15 protein-coding genes are annotated in these 17,858 nt (G+C 40.7%); 9 read left to right on the forward strand and 6 right to left on the reverse strand.

All coding sequences use genetic code 11. From position 1 onward, the window contains the following. Positions 1 to 217 precede the first annotated feature (217 nt). The 4 genes from Q337_RS0113230 to Q337_RS0113245 form a co-directional block, all read right to left on the reverse strand. On the reverse strand, positions 218 to 2,221 hold the full coding sequence (locus Q337_RS0113230; RefSeq protein ID WP_026471996.1) for a DUF4396 domain-containing protein: 2,004 nt from the start codon (positions 2,219 to 2,221) through the stop codon (positions 218 to 220). Positions 2,222 to 2,302: 81 nt separating this feature from the next. Continuing rightward, positions 2,303 to 2,572, reverse strand: a complete 270-nt coding sequence (locus Q337_RS0113235; protein ID WP_134244468.1) for a hypothetical protein — start codon at positions 2,570 to 2,572, stop codon at positions 2,303 to 2,305. An 11-nt stretch (positions 2,573 to 2,583) separates the two neighbouring features. Continuing rightward, positions 2,584 to 3,465, reverse strand: coding sequence for a copper resistance D family protein (locus tag Q337_RS0113240; protein ID WP_026471998.1), 882 nt, complete (start codon positions 3,463 to 3,465; stop codon positions 2,584 to 2,586). Between the two features lie 64 nt (positions 3,466 to 3,529). Further along, positions 3,530 to 3,910: a copper resistance CopC family protein gene (locus Q337_RS0113245; protein WP_026471999.1), complete on the reverse strand. Its 381-nt coding sequence runs from the start codon at positions 3,908 to 3,910 to the stop codon at positions 3,530 to 3,532. A gap of 462 nt (positions 3,911 to 4,372) precedes the next feature. On the opposite strand from Q337_RS0113245, the gene Q337_RS0113250 reads away from it, so the two are divergent. Further along, complete coding sequence (locus Q337_RS0113250; RefSeq protein WP_084494847.1) at positions 4,373 to 4,702, forward strand: four-helix bundle copper-binding protein; 330 nt, start codon at positions 4,373 to 4,375, stop codon at positions 4,700 to 4,702. 525 nt (positions 4,703 to 5,227) lie between these two features. Here Q337_RS0113250 and Q337_RS0113255 read toward each other — a convergent pair. Both Q337_RS0113255 and Q337_RS0113260 read right to left on the reverse strand, forming a co-directional pair. Beyond that, positions 5,228 to 6,604, reverse strand: a complete 1,377-nt coding sequence (locus tag Q337_RS0113255) for a heavy metal sensor histidine kinase (RefSeq protein ID WP_026472001.1) — start codon at positions 6,602 to 6,604, stop codon at positions 5,228 to 5,230. Next, positions 6,588 to 7,277, reverse strand: a complete 690-nt coding sequence (locus tag Q337_RS0113260) for a heavy metal response regulator transcription factor (RefSeq protein ID WP_026472002.1) — start codon at positions 7,275 to 7,277, stop codon at positions 6,588 to 6,590. Before Q337_RS0113260 ends, Q337_RS0113255 begins: the two co-directional genes overlap by 17 nt. Positions 7,278 to 7,425: 148 nt before the next feature. On the opposite strand from Q337_RS0113260, the gene Q337_RS0113265 reads away from it, so the two are divergent. The 8 genes from Q337_RS0113265 (at position 7,426) to Q337_RS0113300 (ending at position 17,543) form a co-directional block, all read left to right on the forward strand. Continuing rightward, on the forward strand, positions 7,426 to 7,722 hold the full coding sequence (locus Q337_RS0113265; RefSeq protein ID WP_004281865.1) for a hypothetical protein: 297 nt from the start codon (positions 7,426 to 7,428) through the stop codon (positions 7,720 to 7,722). Positions 7,723 to 7,811: 89 nt separating this feature from the next. Further along, positions 7,812 to 9,695, forward strand: a complete 1,884-nt coding sequence (locus Q337_RS0113270; RefSeq protein WP_026472003.1) for a copper resistance system multicopper oxidase — start codon at positions 7,812 to 7,814, stop codon at positions 9,693 to 9,695. Further along, the gene (locus Q337_RS0113275) at positions 9,682 to 10,602 is read left to right on the forward strand and encodes a copper resistance protein B (protein ID WP_026472004.1); all 921 of its coding nucleotides are present in this window, start codon (positions 9,682 to 9,684) and stop codon (positions 10,600 to 10,602) included. Before Q337_RS0113270 ends, Q337_RS0113275 begins: the two co-directional genes overlap by 14 nt. Before the next feature lie 45 nt (positions 10,603 to 10,647). Then, entirely contained in the window at positions 10,648 to 11,109 is a 462-nt protein-coding gene (locus Q337_RS0113280; protein WP_004942894.1) for a hypothetical protein, read from the forward strand. Between the two features lie 79 nt (positions 11,110 to 11,188). After that, a complete protein-coding gene (locus tag Q337_RS0113285) occupies positions 11,189 to 12,493 on the forward strand; it encodes a TolC family protein (protein WP_026472005.1) in 1,305 nt (434 codons plus the stop codon). Then, entirely contained in the window at positions 12,493 to 13,983 is a 1,491-nt protein-coding gene (locus Q337_RS0113290) for an efflux RND transporter periplasmic adaptor subunit (protein WP_026472006.1), read from the forward strand. Before Q337_RS0113285 ends, Q337_RS0113290 begins: the two co-directional genes overlap by 1 nt. Before the next feature lie 14 nt (positions 13,984 to 13,997). After that, a complete protein-coding gene (locus Q337_RS0113295; RefSeq protein WP_026472007.1) occupies positions 13,998 to 17,144 on the forward strand; it encodes an efflux RND transporter permease subunit in 3,147 nt (1,048 codons plus the stop codon). 33 nt (positions 17,145 to 17,177) lie between these two features. Further along, positions 17,178 to 17,543 (forward strand): copper-binding protein, encoded by a 366-nt coding sequence (locus tag Q337_RS0113300; RefSeq protein WP_026472008.1) that lies wholly within the window; start codon positions 17,178 to 17,180, stop codon positions 17,541 to 17,543. Positions 17,544 to 17,858 lie beyond the last annotated feature (315 nt).

Consider the following 17,858-nt stretch of genomic DNA (forward strand, 5'->3'; position numbering starts at 1 on the left):
TTCTTAATTATAAATACTGAGATAGTCTGAACTAAAGGCGAGCCAGCTTAGCGATCAGCTGAGCCTGCATGAATTAAATTATACACTCTACCATTGAAATTCATTACTGGGCTTAAGCGTACGTTAAAAAGCCGACTCTCGTAGCGTAAAGAGTCGGCTTTTTAGATGCTTAACCGTTCAGAACAGAGAGAAATATTTTAGCTCTGAAATATGAGTGTTAAGTCGTGGGGTCACCTTCTACTTCAATATGCATCATCAAACCACCGCCACCATCATGTTCAACATTATTGTTGGTAGTATGATGCAGAATATGGCAATGGATCATCCATTTACCTGGTTTAAGTGCTGTCCAGATGACATCATAGCGCTGACCAGGACCTACATTAATGGTATCCGCTTTGAAACGGGCAGAGGGAGGAAGGGTCTCGCCATCACGTGCCACCACCACAAACGGGCCACCGTGGATGTGCATAGGATGGATAAAACCACTACTAGAGCCAATAAAGCGGACTTTAAGGGTTTCACCTACTTTCATTTTGATGGTATCTGTTGAGGGATAAGCACGACCATTGATAGTAAAGTAATTGGGCATGCCTCCTTCCATTGGCATAGCTGGGTAAGTTAAACCATCACGCACCAGCCACTCCTGGAGTTGCAGGGTATACTCATGGTCTGCTGGAATTGTATCAGCCGGATTTGCCGGGTCAATGATTAATGCGCCATATAATCCTAAGGTTTGCTGCCGGTCGACATGGTCGTGCGAGTGATAAAAATAAGTGCCAGACTGTACCGCAGTAAACTCATAGCGATAAATATCCCCGTTCTTGATGGGTTCCTGGGTGACGTGAGCCGCACCATCCATCACGTTGGGCAGGACCAAGCCATGCCAGTGTACAGTGGTGGTTTCGGGCAGGCGATTTGTCACATTAATCCGGACACGGTCGCCCTGACGAAAGCGTAGGGTTGGTCCTGGCACCTGGCCATTAAAGGCATAAGCATTTACAAATGTTTTAGGAAGAATCTGCCAGCGGATGACCGAAGTATCCAGATCAAATACCTTAACGCCATTCTCCAGACGCGGCTCCAGAATATGCGCACCGCGCTGACTTAAATCGTATTTTGCCGACACATCCCGCGGATCGACCGCTGCCATATCCCGCATGGCTTCAGCTGAGGTTTCCTGCGTCATTATCATGCCAGGTGGCATGATAATCCCACCGACTTCTTCTGCTGATAGCCGTAAATTAAAGAATGCTGCTGGTAAAGTCATACCAGCGGCCAGAAGAAAAAGGCTAAAAAATGTAACGGCAGTAAGCTGCGCCCGAGTGACCGAAGGTGCGCCATGACCTGTATGATGCTCTCCGTGTTGTCCAGCATGTTGACTGTTAGTATGTGAGTGCGCTGGCGCCTTACCATCCTTAGCTTGGGAGCTAGTATGATCACTAGGTTGCTCTGCTAAATCATGGTTCATTTGCGCCATATCACCATGTCCATGGCTTCCCTGATGCGAAGCATGAGATGAAGAATGGTTATGTTCTCCGCTATCTGAAGAATCTGGACGAACCGTCATAAGGCCATGCTTCATGCCGCGTGAAACCATCCAGACATTCACTGGATAGGCCAGCGCGAAACCAGCGATGATACCAATGGACATAACCACCCAGAACAGTGGCTCTCCAGGCCACATGGCACGCATGTCGCGCCCCATCATTAAATAAACCATGACTGGTGCCATACCGGCCATCATGCAGTTCATAGAAATTAGCTCTGGGAGGAAGCTACGCTTTACGTTTTCAAGATAACTGCCGCCCATCATTTTGCGCATAAACAGCGCCTGAAAAATAAGTAGGCCGAACAAGAAACCGGCAGTATACTCAACGATCAGGTCGACCCACATCGATAGGCCAAGCATTGCGGTGATAACTGCTGCGACGATAATTCCCGTAGCATCACCTGCAACACAATGCACGGTGGAGCCAACACCCTGTTTCCATAATGGTTTTACAAATTCTTCATGGGTGCCAGGTGCAGGTTCTTTGTCTGCCATCACATATAACAGCAAGCCAATTGGACCCATGTATAAGGTCACCAGCACAAAACCCCATTTCATTACGGCAGGCTCAGGATTGCCTCTGAATTGATCCCAGGCAACATAGGCTGCTGAAAGCACGGCGATAACTAGCCAGGCGTAGACAAAAATATCAATGGGTTGAATTAACATTAGATTATTCCTTGTTTTCGTTTTAGCTTAAAACTTGTATCCCTTCAAAGTCGCTCCATAGAAGGTATTGCGTTTCAGAAGCTACCTTAAAGGTATTAAACTAGGTTTCGGTATTGAATAAATAATAGATTCCTGTGGTTTAGTATTGGGATTATCGTTTTGTAGATCATGATGATGGTCATGAGTTTTCTGCGCTTTCTCCTGAGCGGATGTCGCTGAATCATGATCGGATACCAGTTCCATTTCATCATCTGACATGGCCTGCATATCTTGGGCTAAGAGTTTTTGCTCAGCCCAAACAGGTGCGTTAAGAAAAATCAATAAAACAAGTCCTTTTGTTAAATTATTCATATTTTGACCTTTCATTCGATTCCGATGACTGAGGTAATGTAGCCAGTCACTAGTAAAATAGATAAGCCCAGCATCATTTCAAACAAAATGGCATAGCTAAGGTGTCTAGCAAATTGTGAATATTGTAGGCGCGGGGTGAAGTACCATTTGTTGAATGCGGCAAGTAAGAGGATCGAACTAACCAGGATGAGCTTAATGATAAAGCCATGGCCGTACGGAGTAGTGAGAAGCGTATTCCAGTCTTTCAATAACAGGTAGGCGACGGTAGCGCCGCACACTACCAATATAGCAACAATAAAAGCAGCAATTTTCCCAAACAGATGCATACTGTCTTTTAGAGTAATTCCCTGAATACGGCGGCTGAGTTGCCACAAGGGAAATAGTGCGCCCATCCATAAAGACATAGCGCCAACATGCAGGATAATCAGGCCTTGGGCGAAAATGGAAAGATTAGTCACATGTCCCATTTGGGAAAATGTGAAGAGCAGGGTGAGGAAACAGATTGCTAGTGCTACCCCTAAAATACATGAAGGCTTTGCTGGCTGTTTATAGTATTTCCAGGTCAGTAAGGCGATAATTGCTATAAAGCATAAGACCCGTAAGATCTGAACCGTTCCGACAGAGGTATGTAGAAGAATATTAAAAAACGTAGCATCAAATATGCCAAGCCAGCCCGAGTTGGCAAAACTACCTACCTGAATTAGAAAGCCTAAAATACTGGAGAGAATGCCGATCGTTGCTCCACCAAGCATATATTTAATAAGAGTTTTATTTAATATCTGATATTTGGAAAGCAATAAATAAGAGAAAGCACCGCCTATGCTGATCGCTGTGGCAAGATAGAACATCACTTTTGCAATCCAGCCAGCCCATAACCAGTACTCAGCGACCATACTTAGTTCTCATCCTAATGATTGAATCGGTGCCAACATCAGATGACACCTAATTGCCTTGATTTTATTGCGCTTGTTTTAAAGTGAAATTGTATTTGCCACTCATGTTGTGTCCGTCTTTACCCATCGTTGTCCAGATCACGGTATAGGTAGAATCTGGGAGGGCAGGTAGCGCCACGGTATGAGCCATTTGAAGGTCTGATGTGACTTTATAATTTAGATCAATATTTTTCTGTTGAGTGTCAACCAGTTTAATATTCATCAGCATGACTGGTTCACCAAAATTAAGTAACAGTTTGGTCGGCTGTGTACTAACCGTAGCATTAATAGCGGGAGATGCACTTTGTAGCGTGGTGTGTGCAAAAGCACTGGTGGCTGCGACGGCAACTGCTGAAGCCAGGACGATGCTGCGTAGTGAAGTACTAAAGTGTTGACGTAAATTCATGAAACTATCCTGCCGCTCAAAAAATAAAGACTATTTGTATTGGAAAGACCAGTCCTAAAAAAAGATTGCATCTCGCCAATTCCTGAACTTTAGTATGTAAAGCAGAGCACGACGACTGAATGACTAAAAAATTACATTCTTGTCATTTTTAATATGTCCTAAATATTAAGATTGGACGTTTAGAGGTCTGTCATTAGGCGAACTATCGACAAGAACTTTCTCATAATTTATTTAATTTTAGGGCTATACCCAATCCTTTGGTAAAGCCGAATTAGAGCTAAATTACAGTTGGCTAGTCTTATAAAAAATATTTTTACATTATTTGGGACTAAAATTTAAATTAAAATATTGGTAAATTTAATAAATTTTACGCTTAGTAACTTAATACATATTCTGTATTCGGGTTTTTTTATTTAGCTTATTCGATATATCAATTTTGATGTTTAAATTTGGAGAGTATAAATGAATAGTATTAACCTTTCAGAATGTGCGAAAGCCTGTGTGTTATGTTCCTTAACCTGCACTTCATGTGCACATTTGTGCCTGGATGAGGATTCAGTTGAAATGATGCGTGAATGTATCAAGCGATGCTTGGATTGCGCTGATATCTGCGACTTATGTGCGCACGCCCAACAAAGAAATTCACCTTTTACCAAGGAAATATGTGAATTATGCGCTAAAATGTGCGATTACTGCGCGGAAGAGTGTAGTAAGCATGAGGTCGAACACTGCCAGCAATGCGCAGAAGCTTGCCGTAAATGTGCTGCCGAATGCCGTAAAATGGCCGCTTAAGACTGGTGCTTTTATATAAAGAGGATGCTTTCAAAGAAAGCATCCTTTGGTTCTCTTATAGATAAATAAAAATTCAAAGATTTTCGACGAGACGTGATTGTAGGTATTATTGGTATTTTTTGCTAAAATAGAGATAAGGTGCGAAAAATAAATAAAAAACATATTTTTATTTAAATCCTCTCCTTTAAATTACTTAAAATAAAGTCTGATTTTTGAGTATTAAATTAAAATATATTTAAGTAGTAATCTTTCGTATTTAAAATATTGGATATTTATCTCCAAGAAATTATATTTTTAAAACCTGTAATTGCCCTATCATTAAAATGAAAATTATATTTTAACCGAATTATATTAGACCTAAGTAACGCAGGAGTGACCGTAAAATTACATTTATGTCATTTATAAACTTTTGCTTTACCCCTACCAGCAAACTCATGGCGTAGGGAAAACATCATTTATTAGCCGAAAGCTTGACTTAGGATAAGCACTTTGTGGTTAAGTTTATTTTTACAGGTATTTGATTGTTCATGAAGCCTGTTTAAATAATTTAATCTTAAACGTCGTCTTTTCACGTTCTGAATCAACCTCGATACAACCGCCATGCGCCTCTACAATTGATTTGGTAATTGCCAGTCCCAGGCCTGCTCCCTCATCCGTTCTTCGTCTGGATGCATCAGTCCGGTAGAAGCGATCAAAGATTCGTTGCTGCTGGTCTTTACTGATGGTTGGCCCTTCATTTTGTATGGTAATTATTGTTGATGAGGCTTGCTGAACGATAACTACATGAATATCAGTCCCTGGCTTAGCATAGCGGAGTGCATTCGAGAGTAAGTTGCTTAAGGCACGCCTTAACATAAGTGCATCGCCCTGAATGGTTGCTTTACCGGAAGAAGCTAACTTCATTCCTTTTTCCGCGGCCAAAGCATCGTAAAACTCAAAAAGGGCTTGTACTTCCTGATCCAATTTTACTGGCTGCAAATTGGGTAGACATAGACCATGCTCTGCTTTAGCCAAAAACAACATATCAGAAATCATACGTGCCAAGCGCTCATATTCTTCCAGATTAGAAAATAGTACTTCCTGATAAGTACTAATATCTCGCTTTCGGGAAAGGCAGACCTGAGTTTGGGTCATTAAATTATTGATAGGTGTTCTTAGCTCATGAGTTAGATCAGAAGAAAAATCAGAAAGCCTGGCTACTGCGGATTCCAATCGATCTAGCATTTCATTAAAGGCAATCGCTAGAGATCTTAATTCTACCGGGATGTGATTAACTTCGAGCCGACCTGTTAAGTCCTGAGCGGAAATACCCTCAGCGACTCTGGCCATAGTATGCGCTGGGCGAATTCCTCGCCGGGCGGCAACCCATCCTAAAAGCATAAGCGTTAAGGTGCCAGCACTACCAATAATTAACAGCTGCTGGCGAAAATCATCTAGAAAAAGTTGGTGTTCGGTGGTGTCTATTCCTAGGATAATTTGATGACTATCCGCTAATTTTGTGTGAGGACTGGTAACGATCAGGCCACGAAAATTGTGTCCATTAGTCTGCCATTCGGTCAATGGATTCTTTGCATCTTGTAAGCGCAATTTACTGGAGATGAGGGGAGGGTGCGAGCTGAGCAACAAGTGTCCGATCGGCCGTTCGATCTGTACCATAAGCCCGTGATGGCCAACCAACGCATCTTCAAGTTGTGTGGTCAGGAATAAATCATTATTGTGGTACTGCTTTAACAAATTCTCGATAAGTTCTACTTTACCCTCAAGTTGCGTATGATCCTGCTGTTCAAAGTGGTGCATGACTAATTGATGAATCACTATGCCCATAATCAGCAAAATAACGATAGTGAACAGTGAAAAAATAAGACTTATTCTTAAGCTAATTGCGTTAAGCAACGGGGTCATCCTTAACCTCCAGCACATAACCCATGCCACGTATATTTTGAATAAGCCGGGTATCAAAATTATTGTCAATCTTGCTACGTAGCCGCTTAATGGCCACCTCAACTACATTTGTGTCGCTATCAAAATTCATATCCCAGACCTGAGAGGCAATAAGCGAACGAGGCAATACTTCTCCACGCCTGCGCATAAATAACTCCAGCAATGCAAATTCTTTAGCCGTTAAGTCAATGCGCTGTCCTGCACGTGTTGCCCGGCGCTTTCTTAAATCAAGTTCCAAGTCTGCCACACAGATTACATCATCTTCTCGAAGCTGCTGGCCACGCCTAAGCAAGGTTCTAACGCGCGCCAATAACTCGGCAAATGCAAAAGGTTTGACCAAATAGTCATCCGCACCAAGTTCCAGCCCTTTAACCCGATCATCAATTTGGTCTTTTGCTGTAAGAAATAAGACTGGCATTAATTTTCCGTTGCGGCGAATCCCTTCAAGAACTGTCCAGCCATTCATGCCGGGTAGCATCACATCAAGTATGATCAGATCATACTCTTCTGTGAGAGCCTGATGCTGACCCGATATCCCATCGGTGACCCAGTCCGTAATATAGCCAGCTTCGGATAAACCTTGCTTGAGATAATCACCAGTTTTTTGTTCATCTTCAACTAATAGTATTCTCATTTCCGAATCCTAAGTCATTCATTAAAACTATAATAACGTTATAAAACATCTGATCGAGATAGATTACAAATATGTCATTTTCAAGTCACTTAGATGTTCAGTGCTTCACTTTATTGTAGTAGCAAGAAATTAACTTTTAGAGAAACTTATGAAAACTGTAGTGCGTCGTAGTCTAACAATTTTAATGTGTGCTGGAACTTTAATTGCTGGTACTCAATCTTGGGCAAAAGATGTATCAACCTCAAGTGCCACTAAAACGGTAAAAGCACAGGAACCTTGTACAAAACCTTGTAAAATGGAAAAAGATGACAAGACTCAGCAAGATCATAGTCAACATCAGTCTCCTAACTCATCTGACATGTCAAAAATGGATCATTCTATGATGAATATGGACCATTCTAAAATGGATCATTCAAAGATGAATATGCCTAGTAGCAATAAATAATTTTATAAATAGCGAGAAAGAAGTATTAAAGTTTATACTAAATATTTGCTTTATTACTTCAATCTTGACCTTTCTAAAGGTGAGATAGAATGTCAAAAAAGTTAAGTCATATACTCTTAATTGGAGTTGGTTTATTTTCATCAACTTGGGTAATGGCGGCAGTTAAAGAATATGATTTAACAATCGCTGAACAAACTGTAAATATCACAGGAAAACCAGTTGAGAGAATTACTGTAAATGGTAAATTCGTTGCACCACTTCTTGAATTTGAAGAAGGTGATGAGGCCGTTATCCGTGTTCACAATAAGTTAAAAAATCAGGACTCTTCAATCCATTGGCATGGCTTATTATTACCTGGAATTATGGATGGTGTACCTGGATTTAACAAATTTAATGGCATTGCCCCTAATAAAACTTATGAATATAAGTTTAAAGTCCGCCAAAATGGTACTTATTGGTATCATTCACATAGTAAAGGACAAGAACAAGACGGTTTATATGGTGCTTTTGTTATTTATCCTAAAGATAAAATTCCACTAACAGCTGCTGAAAAAACCGATAAAGATTACGTTGTTTTGCTTTCTGATTTTCATAATTCAACAAGTGATCAAATTATGAAAAATCTTAAAAAAGAAGCAGATTACTATCAGAACCGTCGCGAAACAGTATTCGATGTATTAAAACAAGTTAAACGTGATGGATTAAAGGCAACTTGGCAAGACCGCTCTATGTGGAATCAGATGCGGATGTTGAAAACAGATATGTCCGATGTGACTGGTTATACATTTTTAATGAATGGCAAAACACCTCAGCAAAATTGGACCGGTAACTTCAAAGCTGGTGAAAAAGTTCGCCTTCGTTTTATTAATGCTTCCGCTATGTCATTCTTTGATGTACGCATTCCAAACCTAAAAATGACTGTAGTCAGTGCTGATGGTCAACCTGTAAAGCCCGTTCCTGTAGATGAGTTCCGTATTGGTACTGCTGAAACCTATGATGTCATTGTGGAACCAAAACAAGCACATTACCAAATTGAAGCTGAATCTATTGATCGTACCGGTTTTTCAGTGGGAACATTACATGAAGAAAGCAGCCCAGCAGTCAAACAAATTGAGATGCCTAAATCTCGCCCTCGTGCTTTATTAACTATGGAAGATATGGGGATGAGCCATGACATGTCATCTATGAAAGATATGAATCACGATATGTCTTCTATGAAAGGCATGGATCATGATATGTCTTCAATGAAAGGTATGGATCATGATATGTCTTCAATGAAAGATATGAATCATGATATGTCTTCTATGAAAGGCATGAATCACGATATGTCTTCAATGAAAGGTATGGATCATGATATGTCTTCTATGAAAGGTATGGATCATGATATGCCGATGAATAGCGCTACTGTTAAGGCGGCTTCAGACAAGAATGATAATACCGTATTTGGATGGGCAAATGCTTCAACACCTGAAGGTAATAAAGCATTGCAATATAGTGATTTGCAATCGTTAGATCCTCAAAAAGACACTCGTGCAGCTGAACGTGAAATAGAGATCCGTCTTGGTGGAAACATGGAGCGTTATATTTGGACAATAAATGGTAAAAAATTTAATGAAGCCGACCCACTAGTGGTGAAGTATGGTGAACGTATTCGCTTAAAATTTGTCAATGACAGTATGATGGCTCACCCAATGCACTTACATGGCATGTTTATGCAGCTTGAGAATGGTCAGGATCCAAGCAATATGCCAAACAAACATACGGTAATTGTTCCACCTGGGAAAACGATAACCACTCTACTCACAGCTGATGAGTTAGGTGAGTGGGCTATTCATTGTCACCTGCTTTACCATATGAGTGCAGGAATGATGAATAAACTCATTGTAGCTCAAGTGGAAGATGGTAATTCTACAAAGACTGTTCCTCAGTCCCAAGTAAATGAGAAGGGAGTAAATCCACATGCACATCACTAATAATTTGTTTTCAAAAACAACTTTGATGATTGCGCTATTTGGATTATCAAATCTAACGTTCGCTAAAAATGAAACTCCTGTACAAGACAGTAATATTACAAAAAATATGAAAATTCTTTTACAGGAATCTGGAGGATTAAAGTATTCCCTTCAAGAGCGTTATCCAGAATATTATTCAATGGAAAATGCGAATATGGGGGATAAGAGTGTCCAGATTGCGCTTGAGAACTCTAACTCACCTCATGACAATCATCTTAAAGAACATGGTGGACAAATTTATCAAACGACAAAATTTGAAAATGAATGGATGGTTGATGAAGACGGTAAGGGCAACCTAGGAACAAAGTTTGAAACTTTAATTGGAACAGATGAAAATCGTCTATTTATTGAAGCGAATTTGGATAAGCCAGAAAGCCATGACCCCAAATATGATGTGTCAGCACTTTATAGCCGCAATGTAGAACCTTTTTGGGATTTACAAGCTGGGGTGAGATACAGTGAAGATAAAAATAACAGCAACAGCGATCGAGTTGATGGTGTTATTGGGGTATTAGGGCTAGCACCTTATTTCTTTGAAACCCAAGCTTATTTATATGGTGGGGAAAATAACTTTTGGGGAGCAAGTTTTGAAGTCGAACGTGATTTCTTGTTAACCCAGAAATTGATTACCCAACCTTACCTAGAAGTAGATGCTGTATTTAGTGATGATTCTAACTATGCTGCTAAATCAGGTTTATCAGAATTAAAAACTGGTATTAAAACGCGGTATGAGATAACTAAAAGAATCAGACCTTTTATTGATGTGGCTTATCAATATGAAAAAGGACAAAAAGCGACTAGTATGCAAGAAGCTACTGAGTCTGAAAAAGGTTGGAAATATGGTGCAGGTATCGAATTAGTTTTTTAAGGTAATATGACTTAGTATCATGAATGATAGCTTTGGCTATCATTCATGAAATTATTGCTATTTAATTTCGAATCTGTAAAACTAAAAAAGCTTAAATTTTGGTCTAAATCTATGCAGTGGTTAAAGACATGCCTATCGCTGTTTTTATCGTTTGCTATCCTGTTCGTCGGATCGGCTGCTGTTGCTTCGTCTGTACATAAGCGGTGTTTAATGCCATCTGAACAGATGCAACCTATACCAATGGAAGCATCTCAAAATCAGGATACAATGCACACTGATTGTATGAAAGTAGAGACAAAGGCCAAAAAATCTTTACATGATCCATCCTGTATGTCTGAGCAGGAGTGCATTATGTCTTTTGCCAAGATTGCGTATACCCCTTCTCCGCAAGAATTTCTGTACGCAAAGGTGTTCCCTCCTATAGAGCGATCGGCTTTTTATTCTCTGGATCAAAACCTTCCTGCTCCTTTTCCTTCTGTTCTCTGGAAACCTCCACGCTCTATCTAATTTAATGATTCATCGTCATTCATAGCATTTTTATGGATGTTCTGCGCGTGCGCGTGTATATCATTTTAGAGCTAAAAATATGAAATTTTATAAAGAAAAGCTATCTCGCAGGGTGAGATGGCCGATAGGTGTGATCTGTTTTTCTCTGGTCTATGGCCAAGTCTATGCCCAGCCACTGACCTTGGATACAGCTTTGAATCTCGCTGAGCAATATGCACCTACCCTAAGAGCAAATAGCGCCCAGATTGAAGGGGCCGAGAATGTAGTTTCAGCTTCAGGGATTTTACCCAACCCTAAATTATTTGTAGGTTTAGATAATTACCCTGTATCCGGCGATGCCGCATGGTCAGTCACACGCGAAGGTATGACTATGCAGAAAATTGGCGTGATGCAAGATTTTCCAAATCGTGCCAAAAGACAAGCTGAGGTCGATTTAGCAAAAGCTGAACTAGGTTCGGCCAATGCTCAAACTGAGATTCTGCGTATTGAGTTGCGTCAGAAAGTCGCATCTGCTTGGCTTAAGCGCTTTTATCTTGAACGTAAATTAGCACTATACGATGAACTGTTTTCAGAGAATCGATTACTTTCTCAAATTACTCAAACACAGGTCATCTCTGGTCGTACAATCATTGCCGATGCACTTGATCCAAGACAAGAAGCCACGGTATTGCTTGACCAGAAGGATGATTTACTTCGTGATTTAAATAAAGCCAAGTTGGAGTTGCATCGGTTAGTCAGTGCAGAACCTACTGAAAATCTCTCTCAAATTGAAACCTTACCTGACCAAGCACCATCTATCTACCTTGATAGATCAAAGCTATATCATCATTTGCATCAACATCCTGAATTAAAAGCATTTCAGGCAGAAAAGCAAACTGCTGAAGCAAAACTGAAGCAAGCTCAGGCTTTACAGAAACCAGATTGGGGTATTGAACTTGCTTATCAGCATCGAGCACCCGAATTTGGCGATATGATCGGGGTGCAACTAACAACAGAGCTTCCTGTGTTTTCAAAAAGACGTAGTAGTCCACTCATTCGGGCAGCTTTAGCCGAACAAAACAGGATTACTGCCGATCAAGAAGTCCAATACCGTGACCATCTCACTATGCTAGATGATGGGTTATCCGATCTTGATGCACTTGATCAGCAAATTAGACGTGCGATGCAAACAAGTATTCCACTCGCTAAACAAAAAGTGGGTTTACAGTTGGCAAGCTATCAAGCAGGTAAAAGTAATTTATCTAATGTTATTGCTGCTCGACAAGCTCTTTTAGAACAGCGTTTGCGTCTCATTGATCTCCAACAGCAACAGGCTGTGACTAAAGCCCAACTTTATTATGCCTTTGAAGAACCGACCTTAAACCATGTTGAGGGGCAGCCATAATGTTAAGAAATAAATTAGCAGTTACTGTCATGGGCGTTGCGGTAATTAGTCTGGCTGCGGGTGGTGGCGCTGGATACTGGATTGCACATCAGAAATACAATCCTCAATCAGGTCCGCAACAGGCTGCCAAAGTGTTGTATTGGTATGACCCAATGAAGCCTGAACAGCATTTTGATAAACCGGGGAAATCGCCATTTATGGACATGCAACTGGTTCCTAAATATGCAAATGAAAATACTACGATGACTGAAGACAGTTATCCTGCGGTTAAGATTGATCCATCCCTCCAACAAAATTTAGCCATCCGTTACGGCACAGTTGAACAGGCTGTAATTGGAAATGCCATGTTTACTAATGGCATATTACAAGCAAATGAACGGCAAACAGCTATTTTACAAACTAGAGCAAGTGGCTTTGTTCAGCGAGTGTACGGGCATGCTGTTGGAGATATGGTGACCGAAGGAAACCCTATAGCTGATATTTCAATACCGGAATGGACTGGAGAGCAAACTGAATTTTTAGCTGTGCTCCGTACTGGAGATCGTTCCCTTATTCAAGCAAGCCGTCAACGTTTACAGCTTTTAGGAATACCACAAAATGTGATTCATCAAGTTGAGCGAACTCGTCGAGTGCAATCTAATATAACTTTGCAAGCTCCAACTAGTGGATTTATTGATTCACTAGAAGTCCGTAATGGTATGGCTTTGGCTATGGGACAAACCTTGGCCACAATTAAAGGTGTCAACCCGATTTGGCTAGAGGCAGCCGTTCCTGAAAAACAAATTGCTGAAATCAAACGAGGTATGAGTGTAGAAGCCAATTTTGCTTCTTTTTCTCAAAAAGTAGCTGGCAAAGTTATCGACATTTTGCCTACCTTAGATACAACATCAAGAACTATTAAAGTTCGGATTGAATTACCAAATCCTAGTGGTCAACTTAAGCCAGGGATGTTTGCTTCTGTCAATATAATAAATAATCCTCAAAGCAGTTTGGTTATACCAGAGCAAGCTGTTATACGGACAGGTACTCGGAATGTTGTCATTGTAGGGCATGAGCAAGGACGTTTTGAACCTGTTGTAGTACAGTTAGGTCAAAGTGATGGCAATAAAATTGCAATTCTACAAGGGTTGAAAGCTGGTCAGAAGGTAGTAATTTCAGGGCAATTCCTGATTGATTCTGAAGCAAATTTACAAGGTGTATTGGATAAGCTGAACACTGGACAATCGATGACTTCATCCCAAGTGGTTAAGACATCAATATATCAAGGCATTGGTAAAGTTGAAAAAGTCACAGCTCAAGACATTACCATTTCACATCAGGCGATTCCTGAGTTGGGTTGGGGGGCTATGACTATGAGCTTTAAACAACCAGTGCAACCATTTACCCAAATTCAGCAAGGCGATCAGGTCCGTTTTAGTTTTACACATGCTAGAGATACTTACGTTATTTCTGACATTTCCAAGATGTCTATGACATCTATGAAGAACTAAACGGGAGGACGATTATGATTGCCCGTATTATTCGTTTTTCAATTGCGAATCGTGTATTTGTCCTGTTAGCCGCTTTAATTCTGGCTGCTTGGGGAACTTGGGCCGTAAAGAATACTCCGGTCGATGCATTACCAGATTTGTCTGATGTACAAGTAATTATTCGAACTAATTTTTCTGGTCAGGCGCCACAAATTGTTGAAAATCAGGTGACCTACCCTTTAACAACAACCATGTTATCGGTACCTGGTGTTAAAACTGTTCGCGGTTATTCTTTTTTTGGTGACTCATTTGTTTATGTCATCTTTGATGAGCATACGGACCTTTACTGGGCCCGTTCTCGTGTATTGGAGTATCTAAATCAAATTCAAGGGAAAATGCCTGCAAATGCGAAATCTTCATTGGGACCAGATGCCACTGGCGTTGGTTGGGTTTATGAATATGCATTGGTAGACCCAACAGGACAGCATGATCTTTCGGAGCTGAGAAGCATACAAGACTGGTTTTTAAAATATGAACTGAAGACATTACCTAATGTGGCTGAAGTTGCCACAATTGGGGGAATGGTTAAGCAATATCAGGTCATCTTAGACCCAAGCAAGATGGCTGCTTTAGGTGTCACACAAAACAATGTCATTGAGGCGATTCAAAAGGCTAATCAGGAAACTGGTGGTTCAGTTCTAGAAATGGCTGAAACGGAATATATGGTGCGAGCTTCTGGTTATTTAAAAACTTTAGATGATTTTCGCCAGATTCCACTACGAACAAATAGTTTCGGTGTTCCTGTTTCTTTAGGTGATGTTGCAACTATTCAACTTGGTCCAGAAATGCGTCGTGGCATCAGTGAATTGAATGGGCAAGGTGAAACGGTTGGGGGTGTCGTGATTTTACGAGCAGGTAAAAATGCACGTGAAACGATTACTGCTGTGAAAGCGAAGCTAGCTGAATTACAACAAAGTCTACCGAAAGGTGTACAAGTTGTTCCTGTATATGATCGCAGTCAATTGATTGATAGAGCAGTAGAAAATCTCAGCCATAAATTAATTGAAGAGTTCATTGTGGTGGCTTTAGTCTGTGGACTATTCCTCTGGCATTTACGTTCAGCAATGGTGGCTATTGTTTCTTTGCCGCTTGGGATTTTATCTGCTTTCTTGGTGATGCATTATCAAGGGCTAAATGCCAATATCATGTCGTTGGGTGGTATTGCTATCGCGATTGGCGCTATGGTTGATGCTGCAATTGTAATGGTTGAAAATGCACATAAGCATATCGAAACTTGGCAACACGAACATCCTGAGCAAGTCTTGGAAGCACAAGTCCGTTGGAACATCATTACACGTTCTGCCAGTGAGGTCGGGCCAACTTTATTTTTCTGTCTACTCATCATTACCTTATCCTTCATTCCTATTTTTACTTTACAGGCACAAGAAGGTCGCTTGTTCTCACCACTGGCATTTACTAAAACCTATGCAATGGCAGCAGCAGCAGGTTTATCTATTACCTTGATTCCCGTTTTAATGGGTTATTGGATTCGAGGGAAATTACCTTCTGAACAGCGTAATCCACTGAACCGTTTTCTGATCAAAATATACAGCCCTATGTTGGATAAGGTTTTAGCTCATCCAAAGACAATTTTACTTGGTGCATTGCTAATTTTCCTTATTAGTCTTTTCCCTTTAACACGGTTAGGTGGGGAGTTTCTACCCAATATGGATGAAGGTGATTTACTGTATATGCCTTCAGCTTTACCGGGATTGTCCGCAGCAAAAGCTTCTGAGCTACTCCAACAGACTGATCGAATGATTAAAACCGTTCCTGAAGTTGCAACAGTATTCGGTAAAGCTGGTCGCGCTGAGTCAGCCACAGATTCTGCACCATTAGAAATGTTTGAAACCACGATTCAGTTCAAACCACGGTCTGAATGGCGTTCAGGTATGACACCTGACAAATTGATAAAAGAACTAGATAAGGCAGTCCAAGTACCGGGTTTAACAAACATTTGGGTGCCACCTATCCGTAACCGGATTGATATGTTGGCAACTGGGGTGAAAAGTCCAATCGGGATTAAGATTTCAGCAAATGATCTGCAAGATATTGATCGGGTAGCACAGCAAATTGAACAAGTGGCTAAACAGGTGCCCGGTGTTAGTTCAGCTTTAGCTGAACGGCTCACAGGTGGTCGATATGTTGATGTCGATATTAACCGTATGCAGGCTGCGCGATATGGTCTCAATATTAAAGATGTACAGCAAATCGTCTCATCAGCGATTGGCGGGGAAAATATTGGTGAAACTGTTGAAGGCTTGGCACGGTATCCCATTAATGTACGTTACCCACGAGAGATTCGAGATTCACTGGAAGCCTTAAGAAATTTACCGATTCTAACAGAATCTGGTCAACAAATAGTCTTGAGTAGTGTTGCTAATATTCAAATTACAGATGGGCCGCCAATGCTTAAAAGTGAGAATGCCCGTCCAAGTGGTTGGGTCTATGTCGATGTACAAGGACGTGACTTAGCTTCGGTTGTACAAGATTTGAAGCAGGCCATAGACCAAAAAGTAAAACGTTCTTCTGCCATGAGCATTAGCTATTCAGGACAGTTTGAGTTCATGGAGCGTGCGAATGCTCGCTTAAAAGTTGTTATTCCAATTACTTTGATGATCATTTTTCTATTGCTCTATTTGATTTTTAGGCAAGTACAAGATGCTGTTCTGATTATGGCAACACTACCTTTTGCGTTGATTGGTGGTATTTGGGCTATGTACTTGAGTGATTATCACTTTTCGGTTGCGATTGCTGTTGGTTTTATTGCACTTGCTGGTGTTGCCGCAGAGTTTGGTGTAGTCATGTTGTTCTATTTAAAGCAAGCAATTGAGCATGCACAGCAAAGCCTATCTTCTTCAACGGCATCCTTAACAGAGCAACAACTCAATGAGGCAATTCATACAGGGGCCGTGCTACGTGTTCGCCCTAAAGCAATGACAGTCGCTGTCATTTTGGCGGGGTTAATCCCTATTCTGTTGGGGACTGGAACAGGTTCTGAATTAATGAGTCGTATTGCTTTACCTATGGTTGGGGGCATGATTTCAGCCCCTCTCTTATCTATGTTTGTTATCCCTGCGGCATATCAGCTTTTAATCAAAAGAAAACTATCAAAGAATTGATAGTTTTATTATTTCGTCAAAAGAGGTTTTATTATGTTGAAATTTATGAAAACTGTGGCTCTTGTTGCAACCGTTGCTGCGTTAAGTGCATGTAGCAAAAATGAGGCATCAGAGCAAAAGAAAGCGGAAGCACCGATGGAGCAGATGAGTAAAGAGTCATCTACAGTTGCAACAGCTCAAGCTGTTGGTGTGATTACTGCTATTGATACGAAAGAAAATATTCTAACACTCGACCATGAAGCAATTCCTGCAATTAAATGGCCAGCAATGACTATGGGCTTTAAAGTCGCCAACCCGGCTTTATTAAGTGGTTTAACCGTAGGAGACAAAGTTGATTTTGAATTAAAAGCAGAAGGAGAAAATTATATAGTCATCGCTGTGAAGGCTAAAAGCTCATAATTACGTCACTATCTTATGTCTAGAATAGGCTATTGCCTAGTTATTGTTGGTTAAATAGACATAGCGTGAAAGCCCTAAGTGATATGTTAAATAACCTTATTCTTATAAAGTTATTTAACATATTTTTAGAAAACAAAACTCGCTGTTACCATGCGAGCACTGAGTAAGTCTTACAACGGGACTAATGACTTTATATGTTTATGCATTTGGCATGAGTAGGGCTATACACCAAATTAGCCAAATGTAATTATAGTACCTCTGGGATCAAAGCTGTTCCACACCTTATTTAACATAATTAGTGTTATACGACATTAA

Origin of the sequence: Alkanindiges illinoisensis DSM 15370 (assembly GCF_000619845.1) — a bacterium.
Lineage (GTDB): Bacteria > Pseudomonadota > Gammaproteobacteria > Pseudomonadales > Moraxellaceae > Alkanindiges > Alkanindiges illinoisensis.